The sequence below is a fragment of the Cetobacterium sp. 2A genome, assembly GCF_014250685.1.
Taxonomy (GTDB): domain Bacteria; phylum Fusobacteriota; class Fusobacteriia; order Fusobacteriales; family Fusobacteriaceae; genus Cetobacterium.
The window spans coordinates 979,567-997,124 of record NZ_JACFAJ010000006.1 but is presented as its reverse complement, the minus strand read 5'-3'; the positions used below and the strand labels follow the sequence as shown (position 1 = coordinate 997,124).

Sequence of the window (17,558 nt, the reverse complement as noted above, 5' to 3'; positions counted from 1 at the left end):
AAGGAAAAATCTGAAAATAATTGAAAAATCAAAAGGAGGTGATTAAAATAAAATATTCAAATAAAACTGAAGAACTTAAAAAATATAGTCAAATGAACTGCGATCAAATTTTTAAGGAGTTTGAAAGTTCTAAAAGTGGTATAACTTCCGAAGAAGCTACCAAACGATTGAAAAAATTTGGGAAAAATGAAATTCTTTATCATAAATCTAAACCTTGGTATACGCAACTTTTCAAAGCTTTCATAAATCCATTCAATTTAATTATATTAATACTTGCCATAGTCTCTGTAATCACCGATGTTATTATGGCTGAAGGTGAAGCAAGTTGGAGAACTATTATTGTACTAACAATAATGGTTTTACTTGGAGGTTTACTTAAATTTTTTCAAGAATACAAATCAAATATAGCTTCTGAAAACTTAAAGCTTTTGATAAAAACAACTTCAGCTGTAGAAAGAAATGGTAATAATATTCAAGAAGAAAATATAAAAGAACTTGTTCCAGGTGATATCATACATCTTTCTGCAGGTGATATGATTCCAGCTGATATTAGACTTCTAGCTACCAAGGATTTATTTTTAAGCCAGTCCGCCCTTACCGGCGAATCTGAACCAGTTGAAAAAATATCCGAATGTAAAAAAATTATTACTGATAAAATAACACCCTCTGAACTTGAAAATATTGGACTTTTAGGAACAAGTGTTGTAAGTGGAAGTGCCATAGCTATTATAATATCTACTGGTGAGAATACATACCTTGGATCCATGAAAGAAATGTTTATGACAACCAGAGTAAAAACAAGCTTTGAAAAAGGAATAGATGACGTATCAAAGCTTTTAATAAAGTTTATGTGTATTATGGTTCCAATTGTGTTCATTATAAATATTTTATTCAAAGGAAATATTTTAGAATCATTTCTTTTTAGTATATCTATAGCAGTTGGACTAACTCCAGAAATGCTTCCAATGATAGTGACAACGAACTTGGCTAAAGGTGCTCTTAGTCTTTCAAAAAAAAGAACCATTGTTAAAAAGCTTGAAGCTATTCAAAATTTTGGAGCTATGGACATTTTATGCACCGATAAAACAGGAACATTAACTCTAGATAGAATTGTTGTTCAAAAACACTTAAATATTGATGGTGAAGAAGATCTAGGGGTTTTAAAATACGGTTATCTAAATAGCTATTTCCAAACGGGATTAAAAAATCTCATGGATAAGGCAATTTTAGAGCGTGGAAATATAGAAGGTTTAATTAATCTTCAAAATAAGTATGTAAAAGTAGATGAAATTCCTTTTGATTTCACTCGAAAAAGAATGTCTGTAATTTTGGACTCTACAGATGAAAATGGTAATAAGAATTTGGAAGTTATTACAAAGGGAGCTGTAGAGGAAATTTTATCAGTCTCTAAGTTTGCCGAAACAAACAAAACAGTCGTACAACTAAATGCAGAGATTATAAGTAAAATTATGGATATGGTAGATTATCTTTCAAGTCAAGGTATGAGGATTATAGCAATTTCGAAAAAAAAATTAAGAGAAGAACATGTTGGAAATTTCAAAATAGAGGATGAAAATGAAATGATACTCATTGGATATATTGGATTTTTAGATCCTCCTAAAGACGATGCAAAAGAAGCAATTCAAGCACTGGAACAATATGGTTTGAAAATAAAAATCTTGACTGGAGATAATGATGTTGTTACAAAAAAAATCTGTAAGGATGTTGGATTAGAAGTTCAAAATATTTTACTCGGAAATGAAATGGATAAAATGAGTGATCAAGAACTTCAAATAGCTGTTGAAAAAACTACTGTTTTTGCTAAATTATCTCCTGTTCAAAAATCAAAAATTGTCAAAGCACTCCAAATTTTAGGTCATACAGTTGGATATATGGGGGATGGAATAAATGATAGTGCTGCTTTAAAACAAGCAGATGTAGGAATATCTGTAGATACAGCTGTGGATATAGCGAAAGAATCAGCAGACATAATTTTATTAGAAAAGAATTTAATGGTTTTAGAAGAAGGTGTTATAGAAGGTAGAAAAATTTTTGGAAATATTAATAAATATATTAAAATGACAGCTAGTTCAAACTTTGGAAATATGTTTAGCGTTTTGATTGCTAGTGCATTTTTACCATTTTTACCAATGCTTCCAATACAACTATTAATACAGAATCTTTTATATGATTTTTCACAAACTTCTATTCCTTGGGATCACATGGACAAAGAATATTTGGTCAAACCCAGAAAATGGGAATCCAATGATTTGAAAAAATTTATGCTGTGCATTGGTCCTTTAAGTTCTGTATTTGATATAGCTACTTTTATTTTGATGTGGTATATATTTAAGGCTAATAATTTAGGAATGCAGTCGCTGTTTCAATCAGGATGGTTTGTCGAAGGACTTTTAACTCAAGTCTTAATCGTCCACATGATAAGAACGGAAAAAATTCCTTTTATTCAGTCTACAGCGTCTGCCCCTGTTTTAATTTTAACATTTTTAATTATAACAATTGGAGTGGTTATTCCCTTTTCATATTTTGGAAAAATAATTGGGTTTGTGGAACTCCCAGGAATATATTTTCTATGGCTATTTATAATTTTAATCGGATACTTCACTTTAACTTTAATAGTTAAATATTTTTATATTAAAAAATTCAAAACATGGCTATAAGCTTACAACAGTCCTAAATACCCAGTATTTTTAATCCACCTTGTATACATTCTATTTCCACTGGGTATTTTGGCCCTGGTTCTCCATCTATGTCTGTATTTATATCATCCAAGACTGTAAACTTAACTCTATTTGTTTTAAAATGAACTACCCCTTCTGGATAATCCAAATGTTCTTCTCTTAAAAATCTAAAAACTGAACTAAAAGTTGCTGCTAATCCATCATTTTTAAAAATTATTACATCTAACATTCCATCGTCAGCCTTTGATTTATAGGCAATTTTTAAACTCCCAGCACTTTTTCCATTAAAAACAAAAAAAACTAAGGCTGAAGTAGAAAACGTTATCGAATCTGTTTCAACCTTAATATTAATTTTTTTAAAATGTGGGATTTCTTTTATTCCATTCAAATAATAAGCCAATTTTCCAAAAGTATTTTTTAAGACTGAGGGAGTCTTTTGAGAAACTTCTGTAAATAATCCACAACTAAAAACATTTACAAAATATTTCTCATTTGCCTTTCCCAAATCTATTCTTTTAAACTCACCAGTTAGGATTTTCTCCACTGCCTTTTCTATATCTGAGTCTATTTCCAAAAGTGTTGCAAAATCATTTGCAGTTCCTGTCGGCAAAATTGCTATTGGTAAATCTAGCCCCTTATTTTTCATGGAATTTATAACTTGATTTATTGTTCCATCTCCACCAGAAATTAGAATATGATGATACGTGTCATCCATCTCACTTATGGTTTCATTTATATCAAATTCAAAAGATATTCTAAATGGTTCTAAAATAAATCCCTTTTTTTGATACATATATATAATTTTATCTATATATTCTAAGATGACTTTTTCTCCGGCATGAGGATTGTAAATAAATTTTACCTTTTTCATAAAATCACTCCTTAACTATCCAATGAATAGATTCTACCAAAGTCATCGTTAAAATTCAAGATTTAGATTTATTGACTTCTATTTGTGACATTTATCTTTGAACGAACATTTATTTTTATCTGACCCACAACTACATCCTGATTCACCTTTAAACATTTTTATTACGCTTTTAAGAGAAAAGTATGCTATTACAGCCACTATTGTTATTAAAAAAATTGTTTTCATTTAAAACCTCCTAATAAAATAGCCTTCCTACTTGGAAAATAAGTGTAGAAGCTATATATGGAACTACTAACATAATCATTACTATAAATCCTGTAAACTTAGTTCCAAACTCATGCTTTATAGCAGCCAAAGTTACAACACAAGGAACTACTAACAGTATAAATATCATAAATGAATATGCTCTTAGTGATGCTAGAGGATCTCCTGCCCAAAGCATTTTTGTTGCAGAAACAACTCCAAGACCTTCCGCCTCAACCTCATCCGCATCTGGCGTTGCAAATAAACCACCTACATCAAAACTTACTATTCCAATTGCCGAATCTTTAATCGCGATTGCTAGACCTTTAAACTGCTCTAACGTATCCTGAGCAAAAGTTGTATCAGTTTTTTCATCCTCAGATTCTAGTGTAGAATCAGCTGTTAAAACCTGAGCCATAAACCCAACAACAACCTCTTTCGCTGCAAAACTTGGCGGAATAGCAGCTACTGCTTCCCATCTATTTCCGAACCCTGTTGGCGACATAATTGGAGTAAATGTTTTTCCAAATTTAGCTATATAAGAATTAGATGCATCCCCATCATTTGGAAAATATGTTAACGCCCAAAGTACTATTAAAATTCCCATTATTACAGTTGTTGCTTTTTTAAAGTATTCCCCTGTTCTTCTAAGTGTTGATTTAATAATAATTTTAAAGCTTGGTAATCTATACGGTGGAAGTTCAATCAGTAATGATTTATCTTCAGCTTGGAACATTTTAAAGTTCTTTAATACTAGACCAACTAAGATAGCTACAACTATTCCAATGACATAAAGAGACATTACAACCATTCCAGCTTTTGCACCAAAGAACGCAGCTGTAAATAAACCATATACAGGTAGTCTTGCTCCACATGACATAAATGGCGCCATAGCTGCTGTAAGTTTTCTAGAAGGTTCATCTTCTAAAGTTCTTGTTGCATATATAGCTGGAACTGTACATCCAAATCCAAGAACCATTGGAACGAAAGCTCTTCCATTCAGTCCTAATTTCCTCATAATTTTATCCATTATAAATGCAACTCTTGACATATATCCACTTTCTTCCAAAATAGCTAAGAAGAAATATAAATAAAGCATTAAAGGAATAAATACAACAACTCCTCCAACTCCTCCTAGTATTCCATCAACAATTAATGAATGAAGCCAATCAGGAATCCCATTTCCTATAAACATTTCAACATATTTTCCAATATAATCATTTATAAATCCGTCTATCCAATCTATAAGTGGAGCACTTCCATTAAAAACTGTTCCCATAAGTCCTGCAATTATTACAAAGAATATTGGCAACCCTAAAAATCTATTTAATAAAATTTTATCCACTTTATCAGTAAAATCAAGCCTTGATTTCATAGAAGTTGTAAATGTTTGAGCAAGAATACCCTTTACTATTCCATATCTTGATTCTGCAAATATAGTCTCTATATCCTCATCATATCTCTCTTCTAACTCTTTCGTTACTTTTCCAAAATAATCTGGATATTTAAATCCATATTCTTTTTCAATATGACCTATAAAATTAGCGTCATTTTCTAAAAGTTTTATAGCAGTAAAATCAATTCCATACTTCGCTATAATTTCCTTCAATGACTCATCTTGATTCATATTACATTTGATATATGTCAACTCTTCTTGTAAATAAGATTCAAAGTTCAAATTATAATCAACTAATTTTTTCCCTTCTTTTGCCCTTACTATAACTTTGTCTAAAAGTTCTTTTAATCCATTCCCTTTTAGAGCTGATGTTAAAACAACCTCCATTCCAATATGCTCTTGGAATTTTTTCAAATCCAACTTATAATTTAACTTTTCAAATTCATCATAGAAATTAAGAGCCATTATCATTGGTTTTCCAAGTTCTTTTAATAACATCGTTAAATATAAATTTCTCTCAAGATTTGTTGAATCTACAACATTTATAACTACATCTGGATTTTCTTGCAGTATAAAATCTCTAGTTATAATCTCTTCTAAAGTATAAGGACTTAAACTATATACTCCTGGTAAATCAATAAATTGTATTCTTTGACCATTGTAAGTAAATTCTGCTTCCTTTTTTTCTACAGTTACACCTGGCCAGTTTCCTACTTTCAAATTAGAACCTGCTATTGCATTTATTAAAGCTGACTTTCCAACATTTGGATTTCCAGCAAAAGCTATCTTAATCATGTATTCTCCCTTCGTAACTAATTTTTTATTTTTTCTACTTCAATATGAGCTGCATCTTCTTTTCTAATTGCAATTCCAGTCGATCTAACTATAAACTCTTGAGGATCACCAAGTGGGGCATTTCTCTCAAGTTTTATAATTTCTCCATTTGTAACTCCCATATCTACCAATCTTTTTTTTAGCTCTCCTATTTTACCTATCTTTACAATTTTTGCTGTTTCTCCTCTATTTAAATCACTAAGTTTCATTAATCTCCTCCAATTTCAAATTAAGTATTAAATACATTTCGTAAATCAAAATATATTTTCAAAAATAATTCACAGCTTTACGCTGTGAACATTTAACAATTTTCTAATAATATTTTATTTGCCAAACCAAAATTTATTACATATTTGCTATCATTTATTTTAACTATGAAATTATTGTTATCATCTTTTAACAAACAGATCTTATTTCCAATACAAAAACCTTTTTCAATAAGTCTATTCTTCTCTTTGGGGTTAGTTCTTATATCTTTTATAATAAAATTAGTATTTTGTTCTACAAAAGGTAAAGGTATCAGCATATAATTCCCCCATATTTCAAATTTTATTCTATACCAATAGTATATTATATAGCAATATATTTGTCAACAATAAAACTTTGATTATAAAAGTATTTATTATAAAACTAATTTAATCCAAAAGATCTTTTATACTATTTAACATAACACTTCTTATGTCTTCATTTTCTTTCGCTAAATCTTTTATTAAGTTCTTAACTCTTAATCTTTTTGAATTTTCACTTTTTTCATACGGACATTCGTTGTGAAGTATCGGTAAGTTTAATTTTTTTGCATACTTAATAGTATCCTTTTCCTCTACAAATGAAAGAGGTCTTATTACAGTTACCCCGTACTCTTCAGAATAATATGCTGGTTTCATAACATTTATATTTCCTTGATAGAAAACATTCATAAGAAAAGTTTCTATGATATCATCCTTATGATGCCCTAAAGCTAACTTATTAATATTTTGTTCCCTCATAACCCTATATAAAAGTCCCCTTCTAATTCTAGCACATAAAAAACATGGATTTTTAATCTCTTCATTTTCAAAAATATCTTTGCTTAAAGAAGTTTCAAAAACTTGTAAATCTAACCCCATTTTTTTACAATATTCAACTATTTCTCCATATTTCGAACCTTCTTCCACTGGATGAATATGAATCGGAATTATTTCAAAATTAATCCCTGATATTTTTTTTATTCTTATAAGAGCATTAAGAACAGTCAAACTATCCTTTCCACCAGAAACCCCAACAGCAACTCTATCCCCATCTTGGACCATATTATATTTATGCATTGCTCTTCCAATCGGACTCCATAAAGTTTTTGTAAATCCTTTTGACTCAATAAAAGGTAATATCTCTCTTTCAGAAAGAGAATTTAATTCTAGCTTTAAATTTGTGAATCTATTTATACTATCCAATAATTTTAAAATTTTATTTTCGTTATACTTTATTTCTATAACACTATTTTCTTTATTATTTTCAATAATAACCTTATCTTCTTTTACTATAAAATTAAAATTTTCAAATTTCAATCCATCTATATCTATTATATTATTCAACTTTATCATTAATTTTCTCCGTTCTTTTTATTTCCCCTAGTATAACCCAAAACATAATCTAGATTTATATTCTTCATAGAATTAAATATACTTTGTTTAATTTGAGAATTATTTTTTTCTAATTCAGCTAGAAGATTTTTTATTTCTTTTCTTTTAGAATCAACTTTTCCAGATTCTATAGGACATCCACAAGCCATTGCTTGAATTTCATTTTTTTTAGTATAAGAAATTATATCCTTTTCTTGAATATAAATAAGTGGTCTTATTAGTTCTAATTTTCCACTTGTAGATTTAACTTTAGGAATCATTGTTTTTACTGTACCTGCATAAAACATGTTTATAATAGCGGTCTCTACCATGTCATCAAAATGATGTCCTAGTGCTAATTTATTAAACCCTAACTCTTCAACTTTTTTATATAAAACACCTCTACGCATTTTAGCACATAAGAAGCAAGGACTTTCCGGGGATTGCTCAAATGCTATTTCCCAAACATTTGCATTAAAAATTTCACAAGAGATATCTAGATCTTTTAGATTTTTTTCAAATTGTTCTAAATCCATCGAACCAAAACCAGGATTCATAGAAATAAAAGCTATTTCAAATTTCTTACTTCTATCTTTTTTTAACTCTTGAAATAACTTAGCAAGTAAAAGACTATCTTTTCCACCTGAAATTCCAATAGCTATTTTATCGCCATCTTGGATTAAATCAAAATCCTTTACAGCTTTCACAAATTTTGACCATATTTTCTTTTTATATGTAGTTCTTATGCTCGCAAGAGCAAGTTCACCCATTGATATTTTTTCATTTTCCAACTTCTTTTTCCTCCAAAAAACTATAGTATTTTAGTAAAATTATATCATAATTTTTTAAAAAAGTACTAATCAAAATTGATATTATGTTATACTATATGATATAGATTTAAATATAAAGAGGTGAATACAATGGATATAGTTTCAATAAAAGTTCTGAAATTTCTAGTTTCAGGAAAAGCTTACAGTGACTCAGCCATAATAAAAAATATAGGAATTTCAGAAGATGAATTAAAAAAAATATATATAGAGTTAGAAAATAATGGATATTTAGAATCTTACGATGATTTTGTAAAAAATAATCAGTCAGTAGCTACCGAAAAAAAGAGTTGTGGTTCTGGTTGTGGAAGTTCTTGTAGTAGTAAATCTTCAAGCGGAGGATGTTGTTCTTCTAAAGACGAAGATTATTCCAATATTAAAGTTTTAACTCTAAAAGCCATTAAAGAATTTGGAGATAATTAATACATTCACAGCGATTAAGTCATAAAAGATTTAATCGCTCTTTTATTTTTTTGATTATTTATTAAAAGATTATTTAAATTTTTAATTTTAAAAATACAATTTTTTATGATATAGTGTATTATAAAATGTTTATAGGAGCTTAAAATGAACAAAATAACAACAATGTTAACAGCAATAATGTTTTTTTCTACAATGGTTCATGCTACAGAATTTAAAGCTGGAACATATCTTGGGACATCTGATGGATATAAAGGCGAAATAAAAGTTGAAGTTAAATTAGGAAAAAATAAAATTGAAGATATAAAAATTATAAAAAATGGAGATACTCCAATAATATCTGATAGCGCTCTAAATATACTTCCAAGTAAAATTTTAAATTTACAGGGACTTGGTGTTGATACAGTCGCTGGTGCTACTGGAACAAGTAAAGGATTTATATCAGCTGTAACTAAAGCTATAAAATCTTCTGGAGCTGATACTTCAGAACTTAGAAAAATAAAAGAAACAAAAAAACAGTTTTCAAACAAAGTTATAAATCATGAAAATGATGTAGTTATTGTGGGTGCTGGAGGTGCTGGACTAATTGCAGCAATAGAAGCAAAGTTAGCAGGTGCAAACGTTATTATTATAGAGAAAATGAGTTTCCCAGGTGGAAATACTCTTATTTCTGGTGCTGAATATGCCGCTCCTGAAAACTGGATTCAAAAGAAAGTAGGAATTTCAGATAGTAAAGAACAGTTTTATAAAGATATTATTAAAGGTGGAGATAACCAAGCAGATATTAATCTGATAAAGGTTCTAGCTGATAATGCTTTAGATGGTGCACTTTGGCTTAGAGATTTTGTAAATGTATCGTTTGAAGATAGACAAATGTTCTTCGGTGGACATTCAGTTGAAAGAAGTTTAGTGCCTGAGGGTGCTAGTGGAGTAGAATTAATTGGAAAACTTTTAAAAAAGGCCAAAGATCTTAATATTCCAATTGTTTATAACATGAATGCAAACGAATTAATTTTAGATAATACTGGAAAAGTTATTGGAGTTCAGGCAGTTTCTGAAACTGAAACTAATAAATATTTAGCTAAAAATGGTGTTATCCTTGCAACTGGAGGATTTGGATCAAATTTAGAAATGAGAATGAAATACAACACAGCTATGGATGAAAATATTCTTTCTACAAATACTACTGGAATTACGGGTGACGGAATTGTAATGGCAGAAAAAATTGGAGCAGGTGTAACAGATATGGAGTATATCCAAACTTATCCAACTTGCGACCCAATGACTGGTGCTCTACTTTATATAGGAGATGTAAGACTTATTGGTGGAAGTATCTTAGTTAATAAAGAAGGAAAACGTTTTGTTGAAGAATTAGATAGAAGAGATGTTATTTCAATGGCAATAAAAAAACAAACTGGAAATGTAGCTTACCAATTCTGGAACCAAGAAATGATGGATTTAAGTAAAGTTGCAGAGCATCATAGCGATGAGTATAACTCTCTAATTAAGAGAAAAGTTCTAATTAAAGGCAATACTATAGAAGAGGTTGCAAAAGCTTTTGATGTAGATGCTACAGAGTTAAAAAATACTGTTCAAAAATATAATCAGTATTCTAAAGATGGTAAAGATTTAGAGTTTAATAAAAGAGGTAAATTAACAGCTTTTGAAAACGGACCATTTTATCTAATGAAAAATGTTCCAGCTGTTCACCACACTATGGGTGGATTAACAATTGATACGAATGCTAGAGTTTTAGATAATAATAAAAAACCTATTCCTGGACTTTTTGCTGCAGGTGAAGTTACTGGCGATATTCATGGAACTAACCGTTTAGGAAGTAATGCTATTTCAGATATAACTGTATTTGGTAGAGTTGCAGGAAAAAATGTTGTAAATAATTAATAGAAAAAAGACGGTACATAGATTAAAATCTATGTACCGTCTTTTTATTACATTGCTACTTGATATTTTTTTATATCTTCTTCTAACTTTTCTAAATCAACTGGTAATACTTCTCTAGTTCCACCATTTATAAATACTGGAATAGTTTCTTTCCCTTTTACCTTAGAGTATCTTGAGAATAAATTTAATGCAAATTCAATTTGCTCCTCATTTAAATCTCCATATCCTAAAATGTGAGGTCCAGGAATTTCTCTTCCTTTTATGTAAAGTGTTCCTATATCCTTATAATTATCCAATTTATGATTGTCTTCTTTTTCTCTTCCAACTATCAGATATTTTCCAGCCTCAAATCTAAAGAATCTTCCTGTTTTTAGAAGATGGAATAATACAGAGTTTTCTTCTTCTAATAATCCGTCTTGCTCTACAAATCTTAATCTTTGAGAATATCCTGGATCAGTTAATAAACATCCTCCACCTGGACTTGGATAATCTACTATTCCGTATCTATCCATAAGTTCTATTTGAGTCTTTCTGCTTCTTCCATGGATATCAAGTAGTTTTTCTCTGTCAATCCACCCTTCTCTCTCAGGTAAGCTTGGCGGTAAATGCTTTGCACATAGAGGTCTAACTATTAAATCCTCTAATCCTCCAGACATACCTTTTACCTTCTCAAGAGCTTGATAATTTTGAGACATAGGTCTTTGTCCTAAAACCTCTCCCGAAATTATAAATGAAGCTCCATATTGCTCTAATAATTGTCCTGCAATTCTAAACATAAGTGCATGGCAATCTATACACGGATTCATATTTTTACCTCTTCCATGTACAGGTTTTTTTAACACTTGAGTATGAGCTGTACTAAAGTCAACATACTCCAATTTTACACCTAACTGTTCTGCCATATTTTCTGCTTTTTCATTTTTACCACCAAAAAAGTGCGAAACAAAATTTAAAGCTATTACTTCAATCCCTTGTTCCTTCACCACTTTTATAGCTAAAGCACTATCTAGTCCACCAGAAAAAAGTGCCAATGCTTTCATAATATTACCTCCTCAATATCAATCGTTATTAATATCTAGGAATGCTCTTTGTTTTAAATCTGTTTTTCCATCATAATGAAACTTAACTGACTTTGGAATTGACGTATAAACTTTTTTGCTTATTTCTATGAATCTTGCTTCTTTTATACTCATAGCTCCACTTAAAAAATCCATTATTCTTTGAGCATCCTTAGTATCTAAATATTCTAAATTTAAAGTTACCATCTTATCATTTTTTATATAATTCGCAATTTTTTTACAATCTGCAAAGCTTTTAGGATCTACAAAAACTGTTTGATACTGCTGATTATTTGCTTGATCTACATTTGATGCAGATACTGAAGAATCTATTCTTGGAGATGGAGTTTCAATAAAATTAGGTTTTAAGTTTTCCTCTATCGCCACATCTTCCATCCCAGTAAAGCTTAGTGATTCATCTTCATCTGCTTCGATTCCAATCATCTCTTTAAAGCTTTTAAATTTATTCTTTATTCCAGCACTCTTACTTGACATTAGTTTCCCCCTCTTATTTAAAAATTTTACTTCCAACTCTTATTAATGTCGCCCCTTCTTCAAGAGCTATTTTATAGTCATTACTCATTCCCATTGACAATTCTGTTAAAGAATTTTCAAAATAAGTTTCATTTAACTCATCTTTAATTACTCCTAATTTTTTAAAAACCATTCTTTGAATATTTTCATCATCAGTAAATGGTGCCATCGTCATCAATCCTACTATCTTTATATTTTCTAACTTTAATAGCTCTGGAAGATTCTTTAGTAACTCCTCTAATTTATATCCTTCTTTACTTTCTTCACCATAAATATTAATTTCTAAAAGAGTTTCAATAATTCTATTATTTTCTTTCGCTCTTTTATCAATTTCTTTAGCTAGAGTAAGTTTATTAACTGAATGAATCATATCTATATAACTAGCTATATATTTCACTTTATTTTTCTGAAGATTTCCTATAAAATGCCATTTTACGCTAAGATTATTTTTAGATAATTCTTCATTTTTTTCTTGAAGAACCTGAACTCTATTTTCTCCTAAAATATTTACTCCAGTTTTCAATACTTCCTTTATAATTAAAGAATCCACATACTTTGTTACCACAACTAATTTTACATTTTTAGCATAAGGAGAATATTTCTCAATATCACCTAAAACTTCCTGAATATTTTTACCTACTTCCAATTTTTAACTCCTTTTAAACAAATTCATCAAAAACATCATTGGCTAATAAAATACCTTTGGATGTTAGAATATATCCATCTTTATTTTTTTCTAAAAATCCTTTTTTCATTAAAGATTCACAGACTTTTATATATTTACCTTCAGCTTTGACTCCTTTAGTTAAAAGTCTTAATCCAAGTATATATTTATAAATCTCTTTTTCAGATTCATCAATTATTTCACTTTCAAATATTGGTTTCTCTTCATTATCTATATTATCATAATAATCCTTAAATTTCACCTGATTTTTATATCTAATACCGTCGCAATATCCTGAAGCTCCTAGACCAACACCCACATATTCTTCATTTTCCCAATATTTAGAATTATGTATAGCCTCTTTTCCAGGAAGAGCAAAATTTGAAATTTCATAATGTATATATCCGTGTTCTTTAGCCATCTCAATTATTAGTTCATACATAGATGCTTCTAAATCATTATCCGTTTCCTTTAATTCTCCCTTTTTTAATTTTTCAAAGAAGTTTGTTCCCTCCTCCCAAATTAAAGAGTAAATCGAAAAATGTTCTGGTCTTAATTCAAATAATTTATTTAAATCTTCTTTCAATTCTTCTAAAGTTTGATTAGGCAAAGAAAACATTAAATCTAAACTTATATTTCTAAATCCAGCTTCTCTAGCTAAATGGTAAACCTCTACCCCTTCTTGAGAGTTATGCATTCTTCCAAGTATATTTAAAAATTTATCATTAAAACTTTGAATTCCAATGCTCAGTCTGTTGACACCAGCTTTTTTTATCTCCTTTAACTTTTGTAAATCTACAGTTTTAGGATTTGTCTCTAAAGTTACTTCAGAATCAATTGAAATATCTATACTTCTAATAATTTTTTTGATTTCACAAGGTTCTAAGATTGAAGGTGTTCCACCACCAAAATAAACAGTAGAATATTCAACCGTTGGATATAACTCTATTTCTTTTATTAAATATTGAATGTATTTATCTCTTTCACTTTTTTTAGATTTAAAAGATAAAAAATCACAATAATTACACTTGTTCATACAAAAGGGTATATGTATGTATATTCCATTTACCACAGCTATCCCTCCTAATATATAAAATAGGGGCTGGTCACAGCCCCTATCTACATTATACCAATGAATCTACAAATTTTTCAAACTCTGTCATAGTATTTGTTATTTTTATCTCTGCTTCATCCGAATTTTTACCTATTATACAGAAATAGTACTTTATCTTAGGTTCTGTTCCAGATGGTCTTGCTGTTATATAAGTACCATCTTCAAAGATAAATTGAATAACATCAGAACTAGGAAGATCTATTGTTTTAGTTTCTCCAGTTTCTATATCTAATTCCTTACTTAATTTAAAATCTTTTATAGTTTTTATTTTTTTGCCAATTATTTCCTTGTAATTTCCATCTCTTAAAGAGTTCATTATTTTGTTGATTTCTTCAACTCCAGCCTTACCTTTTTTAGTAACGGCTATTATTCCCTCTTTATACCATCCATATTTATCATAAAGTTTTTCTAATTCTTCTGGTATAGATGTTCCTATGCTATTATAGTATGCTGCCATTTCAGCAATCAATAAAGTAGATACTATGGCATCCTTATCTCTAGCATGTGTTCCTATCAAATATCCATAAGATTCTTCAAATCCAAATAAATAAGTTCCATCCAATTTACCTTCTTCAAACTCTCTAATTTTTTCTCCGATATATTTGAATCCAGTTAATGTTCTAAATATTTTTACTCCTTTTGAAGCTGCTATTACATCCAGCATTGGAGTTGAAACTATTGTTGAAATTATAGCTCCATTTTTAGGAATATCTTTCTTATTTTCTAATATATAGTTCATTAGAAGAAGTCCTACTTGATTTCCATTTGGATAATTCCATTTACCCTCTTTATCTTTAACAGCTATTCCAATTCTATCAGCATCTGGATCATTTGCCATACATATTGTCGCTCCAACTTCATCAGCTAGTTCTATTCCTAATTTGAAAACAGCTGGATCTTCTGGATTTGCATATGAGCATGTTGGGAAGTTCCCATCTGGCATCTCTTGTGAGGCAACTGTATAAACGGAATCAAACCCCATCTCTTTAAGAACTCTTTGAACTGGAACTCTTCCAGTTCCATGTAGAGGTGAATATACTATCTTAAATTCAGATTTTCCTGGAATTTCTTTTTTTATAACCTGTTTTTCAACTTCAGATATAAATCTATCGTCTATTTCTTTTCCTATCATTACAAGAAGACCTTTTTCTTTAGCTTCTTTTTCTGACATTATTTTTATATCATCGAAATTTTCAACCTCATTTACAGCTTGAACAATTCCGCTAGCCTGAGGTTCTATTATCTGTGCTCCGTCATTCCAATAAACTTTATAACCATTATACTCTTTCGGATTATGAGAAGCTGTAACAACTATTCCTGCTTGTGCTCCTAGCTCTCTTACAGCAAATGATAATTCAGGAGTTGATCTCAATCCTTCAAATAAATAAGCTTTTATTCCATTTCCAGCAAGAACTAAGGCTGCATTTAAAGCAAACTCCACTGACCCTATTCTACAGTCATAAGCTATTGCCACACCCTTTTTCTTTCCTTCCTCACCGGCTTTTAACATTATGTAATTAGATAAACCTTGTGTTGCTTTTCTTATTACATATTTATTTATTCTGTTGGTTCCTATCCCTCTTACCCCTCTCATTCCACCAGTACCGAAAGATAAGTTTGTATAAAATCTATCCTCTATTTCTTTTTCATCTTTTTCTACACTTTTTAATTCTTCTCTATCTTTCAAATCAATATAGTTTGAATTTAACCACTTAGAATAATTTTCTTTAATCAAACCTTCCATTTTACTCCCCCTATTTTACATCATTCCTGGCATCATACCAGGATTTGTATCATTAGATTTTTCCTCTTTTTTATTAGCTATTATAACTTCTGTAGTTAAAATTAAAGCTGATACTGAGGCAGCATTTTGGATAGCTGATCTTGTAACTTTAGATGGGTCAATTATCCCAGCTTCTAGCATATTTACATATTCTTCTGTAGCGGCGTTTAATCCAAATCCTGGAGCTAAAGTTTTAACTTTTTCTACTACTACTCCACCGTCTAATCCGGCATTTATAGCAATTTGTCTAAGTGGTGCACTAAGAGCCCTTTTTACTATCTCCACTCCTATTCCTTCTTCATCTTTCAATGTAAAGTCCTTCATAGCTTCCAATATTTCAATAAGAGCAACTCCACCACCGGGAACAATACCTTCTTCCACGGCAGCTTTAGTAGCATTCAAAGCATCTTCTATTCTAAGTTTTTTTTCTTTCATTTCAGTTTCAGTAGCAGCTCCAACTTTTACAACTGCAACTCCACCTGAAAGTTTTGCTAATCTCTCTTGAAGTTTTTCCTTATCATATTCAGATGTAGTTTCTTCAATTTGAGTTTTTATTTGAGATATTCTATTTTTTAAAACATCATCTATACTATGTCCATCGACTATAATAGTTGAATCCTTGGTAACTTTTACATTATTTGCTCTTCCTAAGTCGGCTATAGTAGCATTTTCTAAAGACATTCCCTTCTCTTCTGAAATTACTTCTCCACCAGTTAGAATAGCTATATCTTCTAGCATAGCTTTTCTTCTGTCTCCAAATGCTGGTGCTTTTACAGCTGTTACATTTAAAGTTCCTCTTAGTTTATTTACAACCAATGTTGCAAGAGCATCTCCTTCTAAATCTTCAGTTATTATTAAAAGAGGTTTTGATGTTTGAACTACTTGCTCAAGAATTGGAAGTAGTTCTTTCATAGAACCTATCTTTTTATCTGTTATTAAAATAAAAGGATTATCTAATAAAGCTTCCATTCTCTCTGAATCAGTTACCATATATGGAGATAAATATCCTTTATCAAACTGCATTCCCTCAACTATTTCTAAAGTTGTCTCAAGTGATTTTGCTTCTTCTACAGTTATTACACCTGTTTCTCCAACTTTTTCCATAGCTTCTGCTATTAATTTCCCAATTTCTTCATCTCCAGCCGAAATAGAGGCAACTTGCGATATTTCTTCATTAGATTGAATTTTTTTAGAAATTTCTTTTAAATGTCTCACTGCTTCTTTAGTTGCTTTTTCTATTCCCTTTTTGATAAACATTGGGTTGGCACCAGCACTTACCATTTTAAGCCCTTCTTTTACCATGGCTTGTGCTAATACAGTTGCAGTCGTAGTTCCATCTCCAGCAACATCATTTGCTTTCGTAGCAACCTCTTTTATAAGTTGTGCTCCCATATTCTCAAACGGATCTTCAAGCTCTATCTCTTTAGCTATAGATACTCCGTCATTTGTTATCAATGGTGATCCATAAGCCTTTTCTAAAACTACATTTCTTCCTTTTGGACCTAGAGTTACTTTAACAGCATCTGCGAGAATATTTACACCTAGTTCTAATTTTTTTCTAGCATCTTCATTAAACTTTATTATTTTAGCCATTTATTTTCGCCCTCCAAAATAA

Annotated in this window: 16 protein-coding genes; 3 read left to right on the top strand and 13 right to left on the bottom strand. The window is 30.0% G+C overall.

The window, feature by feature from the left end; translation table 11 throughout:
* Positions 1-20 precede the first annotated feature (20 nt).
* Complete coding sequence (mgtA, locus tag H3N56_RS08695) at positions 21-2,678, top strand: magnesium-translocating P-type ATPase (protein ID WP_185880798.1); 2,658 nt, start codon at positions 21-23, stop codon at positions 2,676-2,678.
* A gap of 13 nt (positions 2,679-2,691) precedes the next feature.
* On the opposite strand, the gene H3N56_RS08690 is transcribed toward mgtA, so the two are convergent.
* From H3N56_RS08690 to H3N56_RS08660, 7 genes are all read right to left on the bottom strand, one after another.
* On the bottom strand, positions 2,692-3,570 hold the full coding sequence (locus tag H3N56_RS08690; protein ID WP_185880797.1) for a YegS/Rv2252/BmrU family lipid kinase: 879 nt from the start codon (positions 3,568-3,570) through the stop codon (positions 2,692-2,694).
* 78 nt (positions 3,571-3,648) lie between these two features.
* Complete coding sequence (locus H3N56_RS08685) at positions 3,649-3,795, bottom strand: FeoB-associated Cys-rich membrane protein (RefSeq protein ID WP_185880796.1); 147 nt, start codon at positions 3,793-3,795, stop codon at positions 3,649-3,651.
* Between the two features lie 10 nt (positions 3,796-3,805).
* Positions 3,806-6,004, bottom strand: a complete 2,199-nt coding sequence (feoB, locus tag H3N56_RS08680) for a ferrous iron transport protein B (protein ID WP_185880795.1) — start codon at positions 6,002-6,004, stop codon at positions 3,806-3,808.
* A gap of 17 nt (positions 6,005-6,021) precedes the next feature.
* Positions 6,022-6,252, bottom strand: a complete 231-nt coding sequence (locus H3N56_RS08675; protein WP_185880794.1) for a FeoA family protein — start codon at positions 6,250-6,252, stop codon at positions 6,022-6,024.
* Between the two features lie 92 nt (positions 6,253-6,344).
* A complete protein-coding gene (locus H3N56_RS08670; RefSeq protein ID WP_255492166.1) occupies positions 6,345-6,569 on the bottom strand; it encodes a FeoA family protein in 225 nt (74 codons plus the stop codon).
* Positions 6,570-6,678: 109 nt separating this feature from the next.
* Positions 6,679-7,623 (bottom strand): ATP-binding protein, encoded by a 945-nt coding sequence (locus tag H3N56_RS08665; RefSeq protein ID WP_185880793.1) that lies wholly within the window; start codon positions 7,621-7,623, stop codon positions 6,679-6,681.
* Positions 7,623-8,411 carry an ATP-binding protein gene (locus H3N56_RS08660; RefSeq protein ID WP_185881107.1) on the bottom strand — a complete coding sequence of 263 codons (789 nt, stop codon included), beginning with the start codon at positions 8,409-8,411 and terminating at the stop codon, positions 7,623-7,625. The genes H3N56_RS08665 and H3N56_RS08660 overlap by 1 nt, the downstream gene beginning before the upstream one ends.
* A 150-nt stretch (positions 8,412-8,561) precedes the next feature.
* On the opposite strand from H3N56_RS08660, the gene H3N56_RS08655 reads away from it, so the two are divergent.
* Together H3N56_RS08655 and H3N56_RS08650 are read left to right on the top strand one after the other, a co-directional pair.
* A complete protein-coding gene (locus H3N56_RS08655) occupies positions 8,562-8,891 on the top strand; it encodes a hypothetical protein (protein WP_185880792.1) in 330 nt (109 codons plus the stop codon).
* Between the two features lie 144 nt (positions 8,892-9,035).
* Positions 9,036-10,790: a flavocytochrome c gene (locus H3N56_RS08650; RefSeq protein WP_185880791.1), complete on the top strand. Its 1,755-nt coding sequence runs from the start codon at positions 9,036-9,038 to the stop codon at positions 10,788-10,790.
* Between the two features lie 47 nt (positions 10,791-10,837).
* Here H3N56_RS08650 and H3N56_RS08645 read toward each other — a convergent pair whose 3' ends face one another.
* Genes H3N56_RS08645 through groL form a run of 6 tightly spaced genes read right to left on the bottom strand, consistent with a single transcriptional unit; the run spans position 10,838 to position 17,536 of the window.
* Positions 10,838-11,830, bottom strand: a complete 993-nt coding sequence (locus tag H3N56_RS08645) for a 7-cyano-7-deazaguanine synthase (protein ID WP_185880790.1) — start codon at positions 11,828-11,830, stop codon at positions 10,838-10,840.
* 18 nt (positions 11,831-11,848) lie between these two features.
* The gene (locus tag H3N56_RS08640) at positions 11,849-12,343 is read right to left on the bottom strand and encodes a cell division protein SepF (RefSeq protein ID WP_185880789.1); all 495 of its coding nucleotides are present in this window, start codon (positions 12,341-12,343) and stop codon (positions 11,849-11,851) included.
* Positions 12,344-12,356: 13 nt separating this feature from the next.
* Positions 12,357-13,028, bottom strand: coding sequence for a YggS family pyridoxal phosphate-dependent enzyme (locus tag H3N56_RS08635; protein WP_185880788.1), 672 nt, complete (start codon positions 13,026-13,028; stop codon positions 12,357-12,359).
* Positions 13,029-13,041: 13 nt separating this feature from the next.
* The gene (hemW, locus tag H3N56_RS08630) at positions 13,042-14,124 is read right to left on the bottom strand and encodes a radical SAM family heme chaperone HemW (protein ID WP_370521071.1); all 1,083 of its coding nucleotides are present in this window, start codon (positions 14,122-14,124) and stop codon (positions 13,042-13,044) included.
* 46 nt (positions 14,125-14,170) lie between these two features.
* A complete protein-coding gene (locus H3N56_RS08625) occupies positions 14,171-15,904 on the bottom strand; it encodes a phospho-sugar mutase (protein WP_185880786.1) in 1,734 nt (577 codons plus the stop codon).
* A 15-nt stretch (positions 15,905-15,919) separates the two neighbouring features.
* Entirely contained in the window at positions 15,920-17,536 is a 1,617-nt protein-coding gene (gene groL, locus H3N56_RS08620) for a chaperonin GroEL (protein WP_185880785.1), read from the bottom strand.
* Positions 17,537-17,558: the final 22 nt, after the last annotated feature.